At 70.3% G+C, this 19,346-nt stretch carries 14 protein-coding genes; 8 read left to right on the plus strand and 6 right to left on the minus strand.

All coding sequences use genetic code 11. The annotated features are described in order from the left end of the window. Positions 1-64: 64 nt before the first annotated feature. Entirely contained in the window at positions 65-2,677 is a 2,613-nt protein-coding gene (locus tag ASC60_RS16865) for a glycoside hydrolase family 2 (RefSeq protein WP_055551656.1), read from the minus strand. A 187-nt stretch (positions 2,678-2,864) separates the two neighbouring features. Between ASC60_RS16865 and ASC60_RS16870 the strand changes: the two genes are divergently transcribed. Both ASC60_RS16870 and ASC60_RS16875 read left to right on the plus strand, forming a co-directional pair. Beyond that, complete coding sequence (locus tag ASC60_RS16870; RefSeq protein ID WP_234356975.1) at positions 2,865-3,620, plus strand: SDR family NAD(P)-dependent oxidoreductase; 756 nt, start codon at positions 2,865-2,867, stop codon at positions 3,618-3,620. A gap of 255 nt (positions 3,621-3,875) precedes the next feature. Then, a complete protein-coding gene (locus ASC60_RS16875) occupies positions 3,876-4,331 on the plus strand; it encodes a lamin tail domain-containing protein (protein ID WP_055551660.1) in 456 nt (151 codons plus the stop codon). Between the two features lie 24 nt (positions 4,332-4,355). On the opposite strand, the gene ASC60_RS16880 is transcribed toward ASC60_RS16875, so the two are convergent. Then, a complete protein-coding gene (locus tag ASC60_RS16880; protein WP_055551662.1) occupies positions 4,356-5,609 on the minus strand; it encodes an SLC13 family permease in 1,254 nt (417 codons plus the stop codon). 182 nt (positions 5,610-5,791) lie between these two features. Here ASC60_RS16880 and ASC60_RS16885 point away from each other — a divergent pair, with 182 nt between their 5' ends. Next, entirely contained in the window at positions 5,792-6,502 is a 711-nt protein-coding gene (locus tag ASC60_RS16885) for a FadR/GntR family transcriptional regulator (RefSeq protein WP_055551664.1), read from the plus strand. Positions 6,503-6,518: 16 nt separating this feature from the next. On the opposite strand, the gene ASC60_RS16890 is transcribed toward ASC60_RS16885, so the two are convergent. After that, the gene (locus ASC60_RS16890; RefSeq protein ID WP_055551853.1) at positions 6,519-7,502 is read right to left on the minus strand and encodes a multicopper oxidase domain-containing protein; all 984 of its coding nucleotides are present in this window, start codon (positions 7,500-7,502) and stop codon (positions 6,519-6,521) included. A gap of 338 nt (positions 7,503-7,840) precedes the next feature. On the opposite strand from ASC60_RS16890, the gene ASC60_RS16895 reads away from it, so the two are divergent. Further along, a complete protein-coding gene (locus ASC60_RS16895; RefSeq protein WP_234356990.1) occupies positions 7,841-10,225 on the plus strand; it encodes a ThuA domain-containing protein in 2,385 nt (794 codons plus the stop codon). Positions 10,226-10,266: 41 nt separating this feature from the next. Then, the gene (locus ASC60_RS16900; RefSeq protein WP_107097089.1) at positions 10,267-12,438 is read left to right on the plus strand and encodes a family 16 glycoside hydrolase; all 2,172 of its coding nucleotides are present in this window, start codon (positions 10,267-10,269) and stop codon (positions 12,436-12,438) included. A 162-nt stretch (positions 12,439-12,600) separates the two neighbouring features. Here ASC60_RS16900 and recQ read toward each other — a convergent pair whose 3' ends face one another. Together recQ and ASC60_RS16910 are read right to left on the minus strand one after the other, a co-directional pair. Then, positions 12,601-14,511 carry a DNA helicase RecQ gene (gene recQ / locus ASC60_RS16905; RefSeq protein ID WP_055551668.1) on the minus strand — a complete coding sequence of 637 codons (1,911 nt, stop codon included), beginning with the start codon at positions 14,509-14,511 and terminating at the stop codon, positions 12,601-12,603. A 34-nt stretch (positions 14,512-14,545) separates the two neighbouring features. Then, positions 14,546-15,091 (minus strand): YceI family protein, encoded by a 546-nt coding sequence (locus ASC60_RS16910; protein WP_055551670.1) that lies wholly within the window; start codon positions 15,089-15,091, stop codon positions 14,546-14,548. Between the two features lie 239 nt (positions 15,092-15,330). On the opposite strand from ASC60_RS16910, the gene ASC60_RS16915 reads away from it, so the two are divergent. Beyond that, positions 15,331-15,873 carry a snapalysin family zinc-dependent metalloprotease gene (locus ASC60_RS16915; protein ID WP_107097090.1) on the plus strand — a complete coding sequence of 181 codons (543 nt, stop codon included), beginning with the start codon at positions 15,331-15,333 and terminating at the stop codon, positions 15,871-15,873. Between the two features lie 66 nt (positions 15,874-15,939). On the opposite strand, the gene ASC60_RS16920 is transcribed toward ASC60_RS16915, so the two are convergent. Beyond that, positions 15,940-16,731, minus strand: a complete 792-nt coding sequence (locus ASC60_RS16920) for a DeoR/GlpR family DNA-binding transcription regulator (protein ID WP_055551673.1) — start codon at positions 16,729-16,731, stop codon at positions 15,940-15,942. Positions 16,732-16,901: 170 nt separating this feature from the next. Here ASC60_RS16920 and ASC60_RS16925 point away from each other — a divergent pair, with 170 nt between their 5' ends. Together ASC60_RS16925 and ASC60_RS16930 are read left to right on the plus strand one after the other, a co-directional pair. Continuing rightward, a complete protein-coding gene (locus tag ASC60_RS16925; RefSeq protein ID WP_055551675.1) occupies positions 16,902-18,335 on the plus strand; it encodes an Nramp family divalent metal transporter in 1,434 nt (477 codons plus the stop codon). Positions 18,336-18,343: 8 nt separating this feature from the next. Next, a complete protein-coding gene (locus tag ASC60_RS16930; RefSeq protein WP_055551676.1) occupies positions 18,344-19,294 on the plus strand; it encodes a phosphoglycerate dehydrogenase in 951 nt (316 codons plus the stop codon). Positions 19,295-19,346: the final 52 nt, after the last annotated feature.

Genomic DNA, 19,346 nt, shown 5'->3' on the forward strand with positions numbered 1-19,346 from the left:
ACGGCGTGAGGCGGCGATCAAGACCGGCGGCGCCCTGGGCGCCGCCGGTCCTGACGCGTACGGGCTAGCCGGCGCACTCCATCGACGCCGGGTCCTGCGCCGCGCGGATCAGTGACCGGTGCGCTTCGCGCAGCCGCTCCACATCGGGCTTGACCTTCCTGCGGTCATAGGTGATCAGCCCGTTCAGCTCGCCCTCCACATCCGTGATCTGGGTGTACACCGCGCCGCTGTTCCCATGGCAGGCCACCTGCTGCCGCACCTTGTCCAGCAGCTTCAGGTATTCGGCCGTGTACTGCTCCTGGTCCACGCCCACATAGGTGAACTGCACCGGCCAGGCGTGCCCCGGTACGGCCAGCCCGAGACCGCCGTACTCGCCGATGACGCCCGCCCGCCGGGCGTCGGGGCGGGGTTCGCCGGGGCCGGGATAGGCGTGGATGTCGGCGAGGTCGCCGTTGCCGGTGTCGTTCCAGCCGCTCGCGCCGTCGATGAGCCGGGTCGGGTCCCAGCCCTTGGCGAGCGCGGGCACCTTCGCCCCGCCGTACTGGCCCCACCCCTCGTTGAAGGTGACCCAGACGCCGATCGACGGGCTGCTGATGTGCTGGTCGATCATGGCCTTCATCTCGCGCTCGTACTGGGCCTGCGCCTGCTCCGAAGGCGCGATCGTATTCATGGCGGGCATGTCCTGCCACACCATCAGGCCGAGCCGGTCGGCCCAGTAGTACCAGCGGTCGGGTTCGACCTTGATGTGCTTGCGCACGGAGTTGAACCCCATCCGCTTGTGCATCCTCAGGTCGTACGCCAGGGCCTGGTCCGTCGGTGCGGTGTGCAGACCGTCCGGCCAGAAGCCCTGGTCGAGGGTGGCCATCGATAGAAACGGTTTCCCGTTGAGCACGATGCGCTTCTTGCCGTCGACCTCCTTCACCGCGATATCGCGCATGCCGAAGTAGCTCGTCACCCGGTCGGCGTTCGCGCCCCGCCCGACGGTCACCTCCAGCCGGTACAGATACGGATCGTCCGGCGACCACAGCCGTGGCGAGGGCACCGGCACGGTCAGGGCCGAGCCGGTGCGCCCGGTCGCCCGGCCGACCGCGCGCTTCCCCTCGTAGGCGGTCGCGGTGACCGGCACGCCGTCCCGCACCCCCCGGACCTCCGCGGTGAGCGCCTCGCCCGGCACGTCCGGGGTCAGCTTCAGGCTGTCGGCGTGGTCGGCGGCCACCGGCTCCATCCACACGGTCTGCCAGATACCGGAGGAGGGGGTGTAGAAGATGCCGCTGGGGTCCAGCCGCTGCTTGCCCATCGGCGGGTTCTCGCCGTCCTTGGCGTCCGTCGGGTCGTACACGCCGACCAGCAGCTCCTGGGTGCGGCCCGGGCGCAGGGCGTGGGTGACGTCGGCGCTGAACCGGTCGTAGCCGCCGCGGTGCTCGGCGACGCGGGTGCCGTTGACGTAGACCCGCGCCTGCCAGTCCACGGCGTCGAAGTTCAGCTTCAGCCGCTGCCCGTCGCCGACGTTCCAGCCCGCGGGGACGGTGAAGGTGCGCCGGTACCACATGCGGTCCTCGTGGCGCTCCAGGCCGGACAGCCTGGACTCCACCGGATACGGCACCAGGACGCGTTCGCGCAGCCGCTGCCCGAACGGGGGCGCCTGACCCTCCTCGGCGGCGGAGAACTGCCAGCTGCCGTTGAGGTTCTTCCACCGGTCGCGGGTCAGCTGCGGGCGCGGGTATTCGGGGTGGGCGTTGTCCGGGCCCACGTCCTTGGCCCACGGGGTGCTCAGCTGGTACGTCGAGCTGTTGCCGCCGAAGGCGAGGAACCGGCCGATGGCGCCCTTGTCGTTCGCCAGGCCGCCCTCGCCGTCGTAGCGCACGATGGCCTCGCCGCCGCGGCCCACCACCGGCTCCTTCAGCGCGAGCAGCAGCCGTGAGGGGTCGGCCGGGTCCAGCCGGGCCTTGCCCAGCGGCCAGGCCGCGCCGCCGATGACGGCGGTGAGGTGGCCGGTCAGCCCGGCCGGGGGAGCGGCGAGGGGGCGGGCGAAGTCCACCAGCAGCGTCCGGCCGTCCCGCTGGACGGCGCTGCTCACCGGGCCCTCGTAGCCGAAGTCCGGGGGCAGCCGGAAGGCCGACGCCGGCACCGGCTCCTTGGCCTGGCCGGGCGGGGTCCAGGCGAGGTGGAGGTTGGAGCCGCCGTAGTGCTCGAAGTATTCGACCTTGATGTCGTAGGCGCGGCCCGCGGTCAGCTCGACCGGCTCGGAGGTCTGTTCCTTGTCCCAGTCGTCGACCCAGTGGTCGATGACGGGCCGGCCGTCGATCCACAGCCGGAAGCCGTTGTCGCCGGTGATCGAGAAGGTGTGCGCCCCGGAGCGCCCGGGGACGAGCCGGCCGGTCCACCGGACACTGACGTCGTCGGACCGCCCGGTGGCGGTCTGCAGCCGCGGCTCCAGGTTGTCGAAGTCGAGGGACGAATCGAGGGTGGTCGCCTTCAGCTCGTGGAAGTCGAAGGCTCCCGGGGCGGACTGGAGGTAGTAGTCACCGCGCAGGCCGTTGATGACGGGGTCGGGGTCGTCGGACGCGCCGACCGCGGCGGAGCCGGGGATCGTCAGCAGACCGAGGACGCCGAGCGCCAGGACGAGCACGGCGATGATGGGTCTGCCGGGTCTGGCGAGGGCCGAACGTAAACGCACATGTACTCCTTACCGGAACAGCTGCCGGAAGAACCGCCGGAACAGCCGTGGGAACACGGGGGCGTCGATCATTCGGCCAGTGGCGACAGAACCTGTCAATAGTGAACGCCAGCCAACACCTTGACGGGAAAGCGCTTTCTGTCTAGCGTCAATTCACGCTTGTGATCTAGATTCAACGATTTGCACGATGGAGGCCGTAATGGGGCGACGGATCGTGGTGTCGGGCGGCGGTACGGGCATCGGGCTGGCGACCGCGGAGTCCTTCGCCGCGGACGGCGACCGGGTCGTCATCGTCGGACGCCGCACCGAAGTGCTGCGCGCCGCGGCCGGCAAGCTGAACGCCGCCCACGGGGACGGCCTGGTCACCTGGACCGGCGCCGACCTCAGCGACCCCGCGCAGGCCCGCCGCGCCGCCGAGGAGATCGCCGCCGACGGGCCCGTCGACGTGATCGTCACCAACGCGGGCGGCAATGTCGCCCCCGGCAACGACGGCACCCTGGAGGGCATCGCCGACCAGTACCGGAGCAACTTCGCGGCCAATGTGCTCACCGCCGTCCTGCTGACCGAAGCCCTCATTCCGCATATCGCCCGCCCCGGTGGCCGGATCGTGCACCTTTCCTCGGTGGCGGCGCTGCGCGGCCCCGGTTCGTACGGCGGCACCAAGGCCGCCCTGCACACCTACACCTTCGAACTGGCCAAGCGGCTGGGCCCGGAGGGCGTCACCGCCAACGCGGTGGCCCCCGGCTATGTCGAGGACACCGAGTTCTTCGGCGAGCGCGGCACTCCGGAGTTCATCGCGCAGCAGATCGGGCAGACGCTCACCGGACAGCCGGGCGTGCCCGCCGAGATAGCCGCCGCCATCCGCTATCTGGCCTCCCCGGAGGCCGCGTATGTCACCGGGCAGGTCCTGCACATCAACGGCGGTGCGCAGTACGGCCGTTGACGCGCCCGCTGCCCCAACTTTCGGCGTTCTGGCGTCAAGGGCGTGCCGCAAGGGCCGGACGGCCCTTGATCAGGGGCCGCGCAGCCCTGCCGCGAGGGATCTCCACGGTCCATTCTGGTTGCCCACACAGGTGGGGGAAGACGGACGGACGGCCGCACCGGGGGAGTCATCTCGTGACTCCCAAACCATCTCGGGCGCGGCCGTCCGTCCGTCTGTGTGAGCACCACCGCGACACGACGCAAGGGGAGAGACGTCATGTTCCATAACGCCGCCAGGGCCGGCGCGGTCATCGCCGCGGGCTGTGCCATCGCGCTGCTGTATCCCGCGGCGCCCGCCGGGGCCGCGGGCTCCGTGCACCTTCACAAGATCTATTACGACTCTCCCGGTACGGACAACCGGAGCAACTCCAGCCTCAACGCGGAGTACGTGCAGATCAAGAACTCCACCTCGCGCGGGGTGAGCCTCAAGGGCTGGGTGGTCGTCGACGCGAGCCGCCACGCGTACACCTTCCCCTCCTACACCCTCGGCGCGGGCAAGACGGTGACCGTGCGGACCGGCGTCGGCTCGGACACCTCCGCCACCAAGTACCAGGACCGCCGCGCCTACGTCTGGAACAACACCAGCGACAAGGCCACGCTCCGCAGGAGCGGCGGCACCACGGTCGACACCTGCTCGTACAACAGCAGCCGGGCCGACTACACGATGTGCTGAGCCTTCGGTCCCGGGCCGGGCCGTTCAGCCCAGGCACGGGACCACCATCGTCAGCCAGACGGTGGCGGGGACGACGACCACCATGATGCCGCCGTAGATCATCAGCTGGCGGAAGAACCGGTCCCGGTCGACATCGGGCGCGGCCGCCAGCACCAGCGCCCCGTTCGTCGAGAAGGGGCTGACGTCCACGACCGTCGCCGAGACGGAGAGCGCCGCGATCATGCCCACCGCGCCGATGTGCCCCTGGGAGAGAAAGGGGACGGCGAGCGGGATGAGGGCGCCCATGATGCCCACCGACGAGGCGAAGGCCGAGATGATCGCCCCGATGTAGCACAGCAGCAGCGCCGCGAGCAGCGGAATGCCGATGTCGGTGACCGCGTTGCCCGCGTAAGTGATGGTGCCCATCTCGTCCAGCACCCCGACATAGGTGAGCACACCGCAGATCAGCAGCACGGTGGGCCAGGTGATCTCGTTGACGGCCCGCTTGCCGTGGTCCGGCCAGAAGACGCTGAGCGCGACCGCGAGGGTGATCGCGGTGAGCCCGGCGTCCAGGTCGAAGGCGAGCACCGCGACCACCAGCGCCACCAGCGTGACCAGGGTCGCGATCCGGGCCGGGGTGAGCCGGGCGTCCGCGTCCGGCGCCGCTTCCTCGGAGGCGTCGGCGGTGTCGGTGCGGGGCAGCTTCAGCCCGCCGCACACGACGAACACGACGGCCGCGATGAGCAGATTGACGACGAGGCTGGCCAGGAACAGGGCAACCTCGTTGCCCGGCAGCTTCTCCCGCTCCACGATGCCGTTGACGATCGACCCGTAGACGCTGATGGGGGAGAAGCCGCCGCCCTGGGCGCCGTGCACCACCATGGCCCCCATCAGCAGCGGGCTGATCCGGTAGCGCGCCGCGAAGCTCAGCGCGAGGGGCGCCACGATCGCGACCGCCGCCGGGCTCACCGCGCCGATCGCGGTCAGCACACCACTGATCGCGAACATCACCCACGGGATCAGCGCCACCCGCCCGCGCACCAGCCGGATCGCCGCGTGCACCAGCCAGTCGGTGGTCCCGTTGGCCCGGGCCAGCGCGAACAGATACGTCACGCCCACCAGCACCACGAACAGATCGCCCGGGAACCCGGCGAAGATGTGGTCCGCGTCGAAGCCGGCGACCAACTCCCCCACGCCGAAGGCGGCGGCGAAGGAGAGCGCGCCCATGTTGATCGATCTGGTGGTGGCGATCACGAAGACCACCACCAGCACGAGTATCGAGATGAGTTCGTCGGACATCGAGCGCGCTCCCGTCACAAGTGGCCCAGCCGCGACACACGTTGCGGGCGGGGCGGCGCAACAGTCAATACATGCGTGGCACATTGGCTGGGCCAATGGACCATTGGTGCTCGCCGGGTGCTACGCTGCGGATCGGAGCCGTCACCAACCGCAGCAGCCAGCCGCAGCAGGGGGAAGCTCGTATGGCCGACGACGCACTGCGCCCGATGAACCGTCAGCGCCTGTACGAGCAGGTGCTGGAGCGGCTGCGCGCCTACGTCGAGGAGGGCGGGCTCCGCGCGGGCGACCGGCTGCCCACCGAACGGGAACTCGCCGAGCGGCTCGGCATCAGCCGCGCCTCCGTCAAGCAGGCCATCGTCGTGCTGGAGGTGCAGGGCCTGGTCGAGGTGCGCCAGGGCGGCGGTATGCGGCTGCTCCGCGACAGCCTCGACACCGAGCCCGTGGAGCGCCTGATGGGGCGCAGGCGGCGGCTGCCCGATGTGCTCGACGCCCGCGAGGCGCTGGAGACCAAGCTCGCCGAACTCGCCGCCGAGCGCCGCACCGACGACGACCTCGCCGCCCTGGAGCAGGCGCTCCACTGGATGGAGGACGAGATCGCGACGGGCCGCCACGGCGTCGAGGGCGACCGCCGCTTCCACGCCGCCGTCACCGCGGCCGCCCACAGCCCGCTGCTGGCGGAGTTCATGCGCTCCATCGCCGAGCAGATCGGCGAGAGCCGGGAGGAGTCACTGCGTCAGCCGGGCCGCCCCAAGCGGTCGTTCGCTCAGCACCGGAAGATCCTGGACGCCATCGCCGAGGGCCGCACCAAGGCCGCGGCCGCGGCCATGCGCCGCCACGTGCGCACCGTCGCCCAGGTGCGCCTGCTCCACTGGGACCCCGACGGCTCCTCCTGAGCGGACCTCCCGTGGCTTACGTCCGGTCGGCCGTCAGGTGGTGCGGGTCGTAGCCCGGGATCGTGCCGTCGGGCTTGGCGACCAGGAAGAGCCCCGCCATCCCCATGTCGGAATGGCTCTGGACATGGCAGTGGTACATCCACGCGCCCGCGCCGGTGTTCTCCCCGGCGATCACCTGGAAGCCGAACGAGTCGGCCGGGCCGGTGATCTTGTTGTCGATGACCCGGCTCGGGTCGTCCGGCCCCTCCAGGATGCCCGTGCGGTTGTCCGCCCAGCGATGACCGTGCATATGGAAGGTGTGATAGTACTCGCCGTGGGTGATCATGATGATCTCGACGCGTTCGCCCACCGTCGCCCTGAACTCGGGCGCGTCATGGCCGGACTTGTTGTTGATCGTCATGTCGTTGAAGACGATGGTGAACTGCTTCTGCGGCAGGATGTCGCCCGCCCGGCGCACCACCACCGGACCGTACAGCCCCTTGCGGATGCCCCCGGTGCCGTGCGGGGTGCCGACCGCGTGGTCGTGGTAGTGCCAGTAGCCCGCGCTGCCCGGCCGCCAGGTGCCGTCCGCGCGGGTGCCCGGGGCGTGGGTGCGCCAGGTGTACGTACGCGTCTCGCCCGGTTCCACGGCGCTCCGGTTGAGCTGGGTGCCGTCGCTGGCGGTGTCGTAGTCCAGGCCGTGCACATGGAGGCTGGCGGTGACGTCCATGGTGTTCTCGAACTCGATGTGGAGGGTGTCGCCCTCGGTCAGCTCGATGAGCGGGCCGGGGATGGACGCCTTGCCCTTCTCCAGGCCGTAGCCCATCTGCCCGTCGGGCAGCTTCTCCGCGTACAGCTTCATGCGGCGCACCACGCCACCGGCCGCCGCCGTGGCCACGCGCCGCTTCGGGCCTTCCGCGGACGCGGCGGAGGCCTGGGTGGCGAGGGGCAGCGGGCCGCCGATCGCCGCGGCGGCCGCGCCGCCGGCGAGCAGGCGGCGGCTGAAACCGCGTCTGGGCATGGTGCCGGGTGCGTCGCTCATCGCTCTCCCAATTCGGTGCGGGTGTTGCTGCGTTGCCGATGCGCACGTGCCCCGGGGATGGCATCACGGTAGCGGCGGGACGCTCGTTCATCCACACTCAGGACAAAGTTCGTCGAGTTGCGGTCATAGCTATTGGCGGACCGCGAAAAGACGTCTAGCTTCCTTCAGCGGTGTATCCGGTACCGGAGAGGGATGGGTTACTCATGCGGGATGAACCGTGCCAAAGGCCCTCGGAAAGGCATCGGCTGACGAAGCGTCGGCCGCGGAGGAGACGCGCGGCGTTGGCGGCACTGCTGTTCGGGGCCGTCACCGCGACCATGCTCGGCGGCACCCCTGCCGCCGCCCGCCCCGAGGAGCGGCTGGCGCTGCCGTCCCCGCCGGGGGGTGACGACGTCAAGGTGCTGGTCTTCCACGGCTCGGCCGGGGACGAGGCGCCGACCGTGGACGCCGGTATCGAGGCCATCGAGCGCATCGGCAACCAGGGCCCGGCGGCGACCCGCTTCACGGTCGACGCCACCGCCGACGCCTCCGTCTTCACGCGCTCGACGCTCGGCACGTACAACGCGGTCGTCTTCCTGACCGGCGCGGGCGATGTGCTCGACCCCGAACAGGAAGCCGGACTCGAAACGTACATGGAGGCGGGGGGCGGCTTCCTCGGCATCCACGACGCGGCCCGCAACGAGCCGTATTCGGACTGGTTCACCGGTCTGATCGGCGCCCGCCCCGCCGCCACCAGCCCCGCCACCGTCCAGCGGGCCGTCGTCGAGGTCGGCGACCGGACCCATCCGGCCACCAGGGACCTGCCGCTGGAGTGGAAGCGCCCCGACATCTGGCTCAACTGGAAGACGAACCCCTCGGGCCAGGTGCACACCGTCGCCCGGGTCCGGGAGAGCAGCTACCAGCCGGGCGCGGGTGCAGGCGGTTGGGACCACCCCATCTCCTGGTGCCGCGACTACGACGGCGGCCGGTCCTTCTACACCGGCATGGGCGGCACCGCGGCCGGGTTCCGGGAGACGGACTTCCGCGCCCATCTGCGCGGCGCGCTGTTGTGGACCACCCGCCTCGCCCGCGCCGACTGCCAGGCCACCATCACCGCCAACTACAAGGCCGAGCGGGTCACCAAGCCCAATCAGCCGGGCCAGGCGGATCAGATCGGCGAGCCGCACGGCCTGGTCACCGCCCCGGACGGCCGGGTGCTGTACATCGGCCGCGGCGGGAGCGACAACAGCGCGCCCGTCGTCACCGACTGGAACGACCCCGACATCGGCAAGGGTCAGGGCCAGATCCATGTCTACGACCCCAAGACCGGCAAGGTGACGCTCGCCGGCGCGCTGACCGTCTTCGGCAACAAGGGCGGCGGCGATGAGCTGATCAAGAACGAGGAGGGGCTGCTCGGCATCGAGCTGGACCCGGACTTCCTCACCAACGGCTGGGTGTATCTGCACTACACCCCGCACTCCCGGATCAACCGCGACACCCGGATGGCCGAGCGCCGGGTCTCCCGCTTCACGCTGAACCTCCAGACGAACAGGCTCGACCTCGGCTCGGAGAAGGTGCTGCTGTCCTGGCCGGTGCAGATCCACAGCTGCTGCCACGCGGGCGGCGGCATGGCCTGGGATTCCAGGCGCAATCTCTACATCGCCACCGGCGACAACAACTCCTCCCAGTTCAGCGGCGGTTACTCGGGAAACAACCCGCAGCCGAACTACAAGGGCGTGTCCTTCGCCGACGCCCGCCGCACCGCCGGGAACACCAACAACCTCAACGGCAAGATCCTGCGGATCCACCCCGAGGCCGACGGCACCTACACCCTCCCCGAGGGCAATCTGTTCACCGGCAAGGAGCCCGACGAGGGCGGGGGCAAGACCCGCGGCGAGATCTATGTGATGGGGGTGCGCAACCCCGCCCGGATCTTCGTCGACAAGAAGACCGACATCCTCTACGCGGGCTGGGTCGGCCCCGACGCGGGCGAGCCCAGCACCACCTGGGGCCCCGCCAAGTACGACACCTTCGCCGCCATCACCAAGGCGGGCAACCACGGCTGGCCGTTCTGCATGGGCAACAAGCAGCCCTACCGCGACCGCGACCTGCTCGATCCGAGCAAGCCGCTGGGCTGGTACGACTGCGATCACCCCAAGAACGAGTCGCCCAACAACAACGGCCTGGTGAACCTGCCGCCGGTCACCGGGAACACCATCTGGTACTCACCCCAGGGCGGTGCCCCCGACTATCCGCGGGACGCGGCCGGCATCCCCAGCTACAAGGCGTCCGAGGCGAAGTTCCTGCTGCCCTGGCTCAAGGGCGGCGGCCAGGCCACCATGAACGGTCCGGTCTACCGATACGACGAGACCAGCAACAGCACCACCAAGTGGCCCGCGTACTGGGACGGCAAGTGGTTCGTCGGTGACTTCTACGACGGCGACCAGCCGCGCCACGCGGTGGTGACCGACCCCAAGACCGTCGGCAAGGGCGGGCTGCCCGTGCACGCCGAATCCCTCAAGAAGATCATCCCGGTGGGCGCCGACGGCATCCGCAACCTCATGGACTGGAAGTTCGCCCCGGACGGCTCGCTCTACGTCCTCGACTACGGGCGCGGCTTCTTCACCTCCGACGCCAAGTCGGCGCTGTGGCACATCACCTACAAGGGCGGCGAGCCCACCCCGCTCGCCAAGGACGTGGCCAGGAAGGCGGACCAGCGGTGAGACGACGGCGGCAGAAGCCCCGTAAGACTCCGAGATCGTGGATGGCGCTGCTCGCCGCGCTGCTCATGGTCCTCGGCCTGACCACGGGTGTGTCCACGGCCACCGCGGCTTCGGGTAAGGCCGCGGCACAGCAGACGCTGACCTGGACCGCGGGCGACGACATCACCACGTACGTCTCGGCGCCCACCACGGCGGTCGCCGGGAAGACCACCATCGTCTTCGAGAACAGCGCCGCCACCGGCAACACCATGGGGATGCCGCACACGCTCACCTTCGACGTGTCGGATCCCGAGTACAACAACGACGTCCCGCTGAACATCCTCGCCAACCCTGCGGACGACACCGGCGGCAAGCACTCCGTCGAGGTCACCCTCACCCCGGGCCGCTACCGCTACCACTGCACCATCCCCGGCCACGGCCAGATGCAGGGCATCCTCGTGGTCACCGAGGACGGCGGGGGCGAGGACACCACGGCGCCCGAGACCTCCGCGAAGGTCGAGGGCGAGCAGAACGCGGACGGCGCGTACCTCGGCATGGCCACGGTCTCGGTGTCCGCCACCGACGCGGGCTCGGGTGTGGACCGGATCGAGTACGCGGTCGGGGACGGGGCGTTCCAGCCGTACACCGCCCCGGTGATGGTGCACGAGGTGGGTACGCACACCATCCGCTACCGGGCCACCGACAAGGCGGGCAACACCTCCGCGGTGAAGTCGGCGGACTTCCGCGTCGTGGCCCCGCCGACGGACGACAGGACACCGCCCGAGACCTCGGCGACGGTGTCCGGGAAGCAGGGCCCGGGCGGTGAGTACTACGACACGGCCACCGTCACCGTCACCGCCTCCGACACCGGGTCCGGCGTCAACACCATCGAATACGCCCTGGACGGCGGCGACTTCACGAAGTACACCGCGCCGGTGACGGTGAACACCCACGGCTCCCACACGGTGCGCTACCGCGCGACCGACCGGGCCGGGAACACCTCCGAGGCGAAATCGGTGGGCTTCTCCGTGGTCGCGCCGCCGAGCACGGACACCACCCCGCCCGAAACCGCCGCGAAGGTGGAGGGCACCAAGAACTCGGACGGCAACTACCTCGGCAGCGCCAAGGTGACCCTCACCGCCACCGACGTCGGGTCGGGTGTGGCGAAGACCGAGTACTCCCTCGACGGCGGCCCGTACCTCGCGTACAGCACCCCCGTCGTCGTCGACCGGTTCGGCCGCCACACCCTGGCCCACCGCGCCACCGACAAGGCCGGGAACACCTCGTCGCCCAGGTCGCTGGCGTTCACCGTGGACGAGGGCGGCGGGGTGCCCGCCCCCGCGTGCCCGGAGTGGGACGAGCGGCTGACCGTGATCGTCGGTACGGTCGACACCGGCGTCCCCAACCGCATGACCCGCGCCCGCTGCACCATCAACGAGCTGATCGAGGACGAGAAGGACTGGTCCTCCCACGCCCTGTTCCTCAAGCACGTCACCTCGGTCACCGGCAAGCTGCTCTCCGACGGCGTGATCGATCAGCGCGAGAACGACGCCATCAACGAGGCCGCCGACGAGTCCGGGATCGGCAAGCCCGGCCAGAGCGAGGGCTACCGCGACCTCTTCGACGGTACGAAGAAGTCGTTCGACCAGTGGCAGCACGTGGGCGGCGGTGCCTTCGGGCTGAACGACGACGGCACCATCACCAGCAGCTCCACGGTCGACGGCATGGGCATGCTGTGGTTCCCGCGGCGCACCTACGACGACTTCTCGCTGAAGCTGCAGTTCCGTGACGACGCACCCGGCACGGGCAACGCCAACAGCGGTGTCCTCGTCCGCTTCCCGGACGTGAACGATCACCCCGAGGAGTCCCGCCCGGAGTGGGTCGCCATCAAGTACGGGCACGAGGTGCAGATCAACGACCGCCCGGACGGCGACATGTACAAGACGGGCTCGATCTACGGCTTCGACCGGGTCGGACTGGGTGGCGCGGGTGTGACGCCCAAGGGCAGCTGGAACGACTACGAGATCCGGGTGGCCGGCCAGCACTACACGATCTACCGCAACGGTGTGCTGATCAATGAGTTCGAGAACGCCGGGGGTCAGGACTTCTCCCCGCCGCGCTCGGACGACCCGGGCACCGACGGCCGCCGGTTCGCCTCCGGATACATCGGTCTCCAGACCCACAGCACCGGCGATGTGGTCTCGTTCCGCAACATCCGGATCCAGGAGCTGTAGCGGAACCGAGGCGAGGGAGGTGAGTGGCCGCCGGAGTACCCCAGTCCCCGGCGGCCACCATCACCTTGAGGTTACCGGAGGTACTACTCGGCGGTAACCCTTGTGCTCACGACATGCCAAAGCCCTGCCCCGACCAGCGGGGCAGGGCTTCGGCCGGTACCCTCAGGGCGCCAGCGTGTCCAGGATCTGCTGTCCGTACTTGAGCAGCTTGTTCTCGCCGACCCCGTTCACCGCGCCCAGCTCCTCCAGCGTCGAGGGGACGACCGTCGCGATCTCGCGCAGCGTCGCGTCGTGGAAGATCACATACGCGGGCACGCCCTGCTCCTTCGCGGTCGCCGCCCGCCAGGCCCGCAGCCCCTCGAAGACCGGCACCGCCTCCTCCGGCAGATCGGCCGCGGCCTTGCGGGACTTCGGCGACGACCCGGACGCGCCCGACTTCGCCGGCTTGCCCGTACGTGTCTTCTCCGGCTCGCGCCGCAGCCGCACCTCGCGCTGCCGCCCCAGCACCTCGGCGCTCGCGTCGGTCAGCACCAGCGTGCCGTAGTCGCCCTCGACGCCGAGCAGCCCCTGGGCCAGCAACTGCCGTACCACGCCGCGCCATTCGGCCTCGCGCAGCTCGGTGCCGATGCCGAACACCGACAGCGCGTCATGGTCGAACTGGATGACCTTGGCCGTCTTCTTGCCGAGCAGGATGTCGATCACCTGTCCGGCGCCGAACTTCTGGTTCCGCTCCCGCTTGAGCCGCACCACCGTCGACAGCAGCTTCTGCGCGGGGATGGTGCCGTCCCAGGACTCCGGGGGCGTCAGACACGTATCGCAGTTGCCGCACGCGGTGCTCCGCTGGCCGAAGTACGCCAGCAGCTGGACCCGGCGGCATTCCACCGTCTCGCACAGGGCCAGCATCGCCTCCAGATGCGCCCCCAGCTTGCGCCGGTGGGCGTCGTCGCCCTCGGAGGTGTCGATCATCTTCCGCTGCTGGATGACGTCCTGCAGACCGTACGCCAGCCAGGCGGTGGACGGCAGCCCGTCCCGTCCGGCGCGGCCCGTCTCCTGGTAGTAGCCCTCGACGGACTTCGGCAGATCCAGATGGGCCACGAACCGCACGTCCGGCTTGTCGATTCCCATGCCGAACGCGATCGTCGCCACCACGACCAGGCCGTCCTCCCGCAGGAAGCGCGCCTGGTTCTCGGCGCGGACCCGGGCGTCGAGACCCGCGTGGTACGGCACCGCCTCGATCCCGTTGCTCACCAGGAACTCGGCCGTCTTCTCCACCGAGGAGCGGGACAGGCAGTAGACGATTCCGGCGTCGCCCGGGTGCTCGGTGCGCAACAGCTCCAGCAGCTGCTTCTTCGGCTCGTTCTTCGAGGCGATCCGGTACTGGATGTTGGGGCGGTCGAAGCTCGCCACGAAGTGGTGGGCGTCCTGGAGCTTCAGCCGGGACGCGATCTCGCCGTGGGTGGCCTCGGTGGCGGTCGCGGTCAGCGCGATCCGGGGCACCGTGGGCCAGCGCTCGTGCAGCTCGGACAGGGCCAGATAGTCGGGCCGGAAGTCGTGCCCCCACTGGGCCACGCAGTGCGCCTCGTCGATGGCGAACAGCGAGACCGTGCCCCGGTCCAGCAGGCGCAGCGTGGACTCCACGCGCAGCCGCTCGGGCGCGAGGTAGAGCAGGTCCAGCTCGCCCGCGAGGAATTCGGCCTCCACCAGCCGCCGCTCGTCCAGGTCCTGGGTGGAGTTGAGGAACCCGGCCCGCACGCCGAGGTTCCTCAGGGCGTCGACCTGGTCCTGCATGAGCGCGATCAGCGGCGAGATGACCACCCCGACCCCCTTCCGCACGAGCGCGGGGATCTGGTAGCACAGCGACTTGCCGCCGCCGGTCGGCATCAGGACCAGTGCGTCACCACCGGCTATCACATGCTCGATGATCTCCTGCTGGCCTCCCCGGAACGCGTCATAGCCGAAGACGCGGTGCAGTACGCGCAGGGCCTCGCTGCCATCGGGGCCGCCCGCGACACCAGGTCCGGTTGCGACATCGGGTCCGGTTGCGACATCGGGTCCGTTTTCGGGAAGAGCCATCCGGCGATTCTAGGGGTCGTGCGGGGTGCCCTGGTCAACGGCGGGTGAAGCGCGCGGTGACGGTCATCGCGGCGGCGCCCGGCATCATCCCCAGCCGGTTCCAGGTCATGCCGAAGCGGGTGCGGTCGACGTCGGCCTCGGCGGTGAGCGTGACGGCGTCGGCGGTGGCCTCGGTCAGCCGCGCCGTGAAGGACAGCGGGCGGGGGGTGTCGAGGATGGTCAGCTCACCGTCGACCGCGACGGCGGCACTCTCGCCGGGCACCGCGCTCGAGGCCACGAAGACGATCTCGGGGTGGTGGTCCACATCGAGGAAGTCCTTGCCGCGCAGATGCTCGTCGCGCTTGGCGTTCCGGGTGTCCAGCGACGCGGCGTCGATGGTCAGGGTGCCGCGAGCGGAACCGTCCGCCGCCACCTCGCCCTCCCCGCTGACGCCCGTGAAGACACCGGTCACGGTGCCCAGTCCCCAGAACGTCCTGTGCCGGAAGCGGACCGTGGACCCGGCCGGGTCCAGGACCCAGCGGCCCGCCTCGACGGCGGACGGCGAGACGGGGGCAGGGGCGGAGTCGGCGGTGTCCGCCATGGCGATCACTCCTCGGTGGGCGTAAGGCAGGTCGCACAGCAGCTTAGGGAGAACACCCGGCGCGGGGGGAGGTTTCGGACGCGGGGATCTGTCAACTGGCGCCGCCCCCGGCCCCGGTGTGACGTGGCGGCGGGGGAGCGGGTTGGATGGGTGCGGGCGTGGGCACAGTGGCCGTTGAGACATGACGGTTCGTCATGTGCACGTCCAGAATGGATCCTTTCCCCCACGAGGAGGCCGATGTGACATCCAGCAGACTCGTCCGCGCGTTGCCTGCCGCGATCGCGGCAGTGCTCGCCCTGGCGGGCGGCCAGGCGGTGGCCGCCCCGGCGCCCGACGCCGCCGCGCGTGTGGTCACGTACGACGCCGCAGGGGCCGCCGAGTTCAAGGACGCGGTGACCAAGGGCGCGGCGGTCTGGAACCAGAGCGTGAAGAACGTACAGCTCAAGCCGGTCGCCTCCGGCCAGCGGGCCAACCTGCGCGTCGTGGCGGACAACGGCTGGCCCCGCGCCCAGGTCACCGCCCTCGGCAGCGGCACGATCTACTTCGGACGGCAGGCCGTGGACGAGGGCCACAACACCGTACGGATCGCCGCGCACGAGATGGGCCACATCCTGGGCCTGCCCGATGTGAAGCCGGGGCCCTGCTCCAGCCTGATGTCCGGCGCCAGCGCCGGTACGTCCTGCACCAACGCCAACCCCAACGCGGCCGAGAAGGCCGAGGTCGAGGACGCCTTCGCGCTGCTGGAGAAGTCCAGCGCGCCGACGGCCGCGTACAAGGACTGACCGGGGCTCGAACGGTGAAGACGGGTGGGCGGGCCGGGAGGGGATTCCCGGTCCGCCCACCCGTTCTCATACGGTGATCACTTCCGTCTCGGGGAGGGCACGGAATGGGGCGAGCTGGTCATCGGTGGCGCCGTCGTCGGTGACCAGCGTCCAGGGCCCGTCCAGCGGGGCCCACGCGGTGAACGGGGACTGGCCGAGCTTGCTGCTGTCGGCGAGCACGAACACCTCCCGGCCGCGGTCGGCCATCATCTCCTTCAGCGAGGTCTGGTGCAGACTGGCCTCGCATATGCCGCGCCGCGCGTCGAGCCCGTCGGCGCCCAGGAAGACCTTGTCGGCGGTGAGCCGGGACAGGGTGAGTTCGGCGAGCGGGCCGACGAAGCCCTGGCTGACGTGGCGCAGCGTCCCCGCGAGCGTGATCAGCTCGATGCCGTCCACCTCGGCCAGCGCGCGCAGCGCGGTCAATCCGCTGGTGATGACGGTGAGTTCGGTGCGGGCGCGCAGATGGTGGGCGAGCCGGCCGGTGGTGGTGCCCGCGTCCAGAATGACGGTGTCGCCCTGCCCGATCCGGGTGGCCGCCCACCGTCCGATGCGGTCCTTCTCGGCCACCGCGAGCCCGCTGCGCTGCCCGAGCGTCGGCTCGGCGGTGTGTCCCGCGCTCATCGCGCCGCCGTAGGTGCGGGCGATGGCGCCCTGCTCGGTGAGCAGGGCGAGGTCCCGGCGGATGGTGGAGGGGGTCACCTCCAATGAGCGCGCCAGCTCCTCGACGACCACCGTGCCATCGGTCCGGATCGTGCGGGCGATCAGTTCCCGGCGGTCGGCGGCGCGCAGTCGCCGCTGACCCTCCCCGTTGGATGTCATTTTCGCCTGCCATCCTCTCCGCGACTCCCCGCGACTCTGCGTGATTGGGGGAGCACCCTATCAGTCTGCGCATTTCGCGCTGTCTCATCGTGGATATGGGCTGGACTCTTGCGTGTTACGTGCAAGCATGCGAGCGTTTCGCTCACAACACGCATGTAGCGGGAGGGTCCATGAAGGCGGAGAGTGTGCCGGCCGACGTCGGGGCGGGCAGCGAACCCGCGTCCGACGATCCGTACGCACTGCGGGCGGGCGACGTCCTGGAGCCGCCGAACGACCTCAAGGGCACCGTCAAGCGCCTCGGGCCCGGCATGATCCTCTCCGCGGCGGTGGTCGGCTCCGGTGAACTGATCACCACCACCTCGCTCGGCGCCAAGGCCGGATTCGTCCTGCTGTGGCTGGTGATCGCGAGCGCGCTGGTCAAGGTGTGGGTGCAGATGGAGCTGGCCCGCTGGACCATCCTCACCGGCAAGACCGCGCTGGCCGGGTACAGCCAGGTCGCGCCCAGAGTCGGCCGGGTCGGCTGGATCAACGTGCTGTGGATCCTGATGGACTTCGCCAAGATGCTCCAGCGCGGCGGCATGATCGGCGGAGCGGCGGCGGCGTTCAGCATCCTCGCCCCGATCGGCGGCGACCCGCTGGGCCGCGCCTCGCTCACGGCGTGGACCGTCATCGTGATCGTCTCCGTCGTCGCGCTGATGTACACCAACCGCTACGGACTGGTGGAGAAGGCCGGATTCATCACCGTCGTGGTCTTCACGCTCTCCACGGTCGCCCTCGCCGTCGGACTGCCCTGGACCGAATTCCCCTACAGCGGCGCGGACCTGGGCTCCGGGCTGGCCCTCTCCATCCCGGCCGGCACCCTCGGCTTCGCCGTCGCCATGTTCGGCATCACCGGGGTCGGCGCCGACGAGATGACCACGTACACCTACTGGTGTCTGGAGAAGGGCTACGCGCGCTGGACCGGCCCGGACGACGGCACCGAGGCGCGGGCCAAGCGCGCCGAGGGCTGGATCCGGGTCATGCGGACCGACGCCCTCGTCTCCTGGCTCATCTGCACCCTGTGCACGCTGTCCTTCTACGTCATCGGCGCGGCCATCCTGCACCGGCAGGGCCTGGTGCCCGAGGGCAACGAGATGATCAGCACCCTGTCCCGGATGTACACCGACACCCTCGGCCCCTGGGGCAAGTACCTCTTCCTGGCCGGGGCCATCGCCGTCCTCTACTCGACGATCATCGCCTCCACCGCGAGCGTGCCCCGGCTGTGGACCAACACTCTCGGCCTGCTCGGCCTGCTCGACTGGAAGAACGTCACGACCCGCAAGCGTGCCGTCCGCGTGCTCACCGTCGTCCTGCCGCCGCTGTGGGCCGTCAGCTACCTCTTCATCCAGGAACCGGTGCTGATGGTGCAGGTCGGTGGCATCGCGGGCGGCATCTTCCTGGTCGCGGTCGTCATCGCCGTATGGCATCTGCGCGCCACCGAGGTGGCCCCGCGCTTCCGCCGCAATCCCGCGCTGAACTGCGCGCTCGTGCTGAGCAGCGCCGCCATCGGCGCCCTCGGAATCTATTCGGTCCTCGATGTCCTCGGCCTCGGGGTGGGGAGTTGAACCAGACCATGGGACACGACGTCCTGGTGACCACGCCGAGCTTCGGCCAGCATTCCCGCGCCCCCTGGGAGGTGTTCGAACAGGCCGGTGTCCCGGTGCGCACCGCGCGCGCCGCGCATCCGCTGGCGCAGGCGCAGCTGATCGACGAGGCGGCGGGCGCGGACGCCCTCGTCGTCGGGCTCGATCCCGTGACGGCGGCCGTCCTCGACGCGGCACCCGGGCTGAAGGTCATCGCCAAGCACGGGGTCGGCGTCGACAACATCGACCTCACCGCGGCCGCCGCGCGCGGCGTACGGGTGGTCAACGCGCCCGGCACCAACACCACCGCCGTCGCCGACATGGCCATGGCCCTGCTGCTGGCCGCCGTACGCCGGATCGTGCCCGCCCACGCCTCGGTCACCGGAGGCCGCTGGGACCGCTTCTTCGGCCCCGAACTGGCCGGTCGCACGCTCGGCATCGTCGGCTTCGGCCGGATCGGGCAGGCCGTCGCCCGGCGCGCCCGGGGCTTCGACATGGAGATCGTCGCCTACGACCCGCACCTGCCGGAGGCCGTCTTCGCCGAGCAGGGCGTACGCTCCGTACCCCTGGACGACCTGCTCGCCCTGAGCGACGCCGTCACCCTGCATCTGCCCATGCCCTCCGGCGGGCCGCTGCTCGGCCGCGCCCGGCTGGAAGCCATGAAACCCGGCTCCTGCCTGATCAACACGGCGCGGGGCGGGCTCGTCGACGAGGGCGCTCTCGCCGAACTGCTCCACAGCGGACACATCGCGGCGGCCGGAATCGATGTGTTCGCCACCGAGCCCCCAGCCGGGAACCCGCTGCTCACCGCACCGAACACGGTGCTCACCCCGCACTGCTCGGCCTTCACCCACCAGGCGAACGCCGCGATGGGCAGCGCCGTGGCCGCGGACGTGGTGCGGGTGCTGCGCGGCGAGGACCCGGTGAACCCCGTGGTGTGACGTTCCTTCCCTACTCCCCCTATCGACCGACCAGAGAAATCGAGAGAAGCTC

It is taken from the genome of Streptomyces sp. NBRC 110028 (assembly GCF_001417735.1).
Taxonomy (GTDB): Bacteria; Actinomycetota; Actinomycetes; order Streptomycetales; family Streptomycetaceae; genus Streptomyces.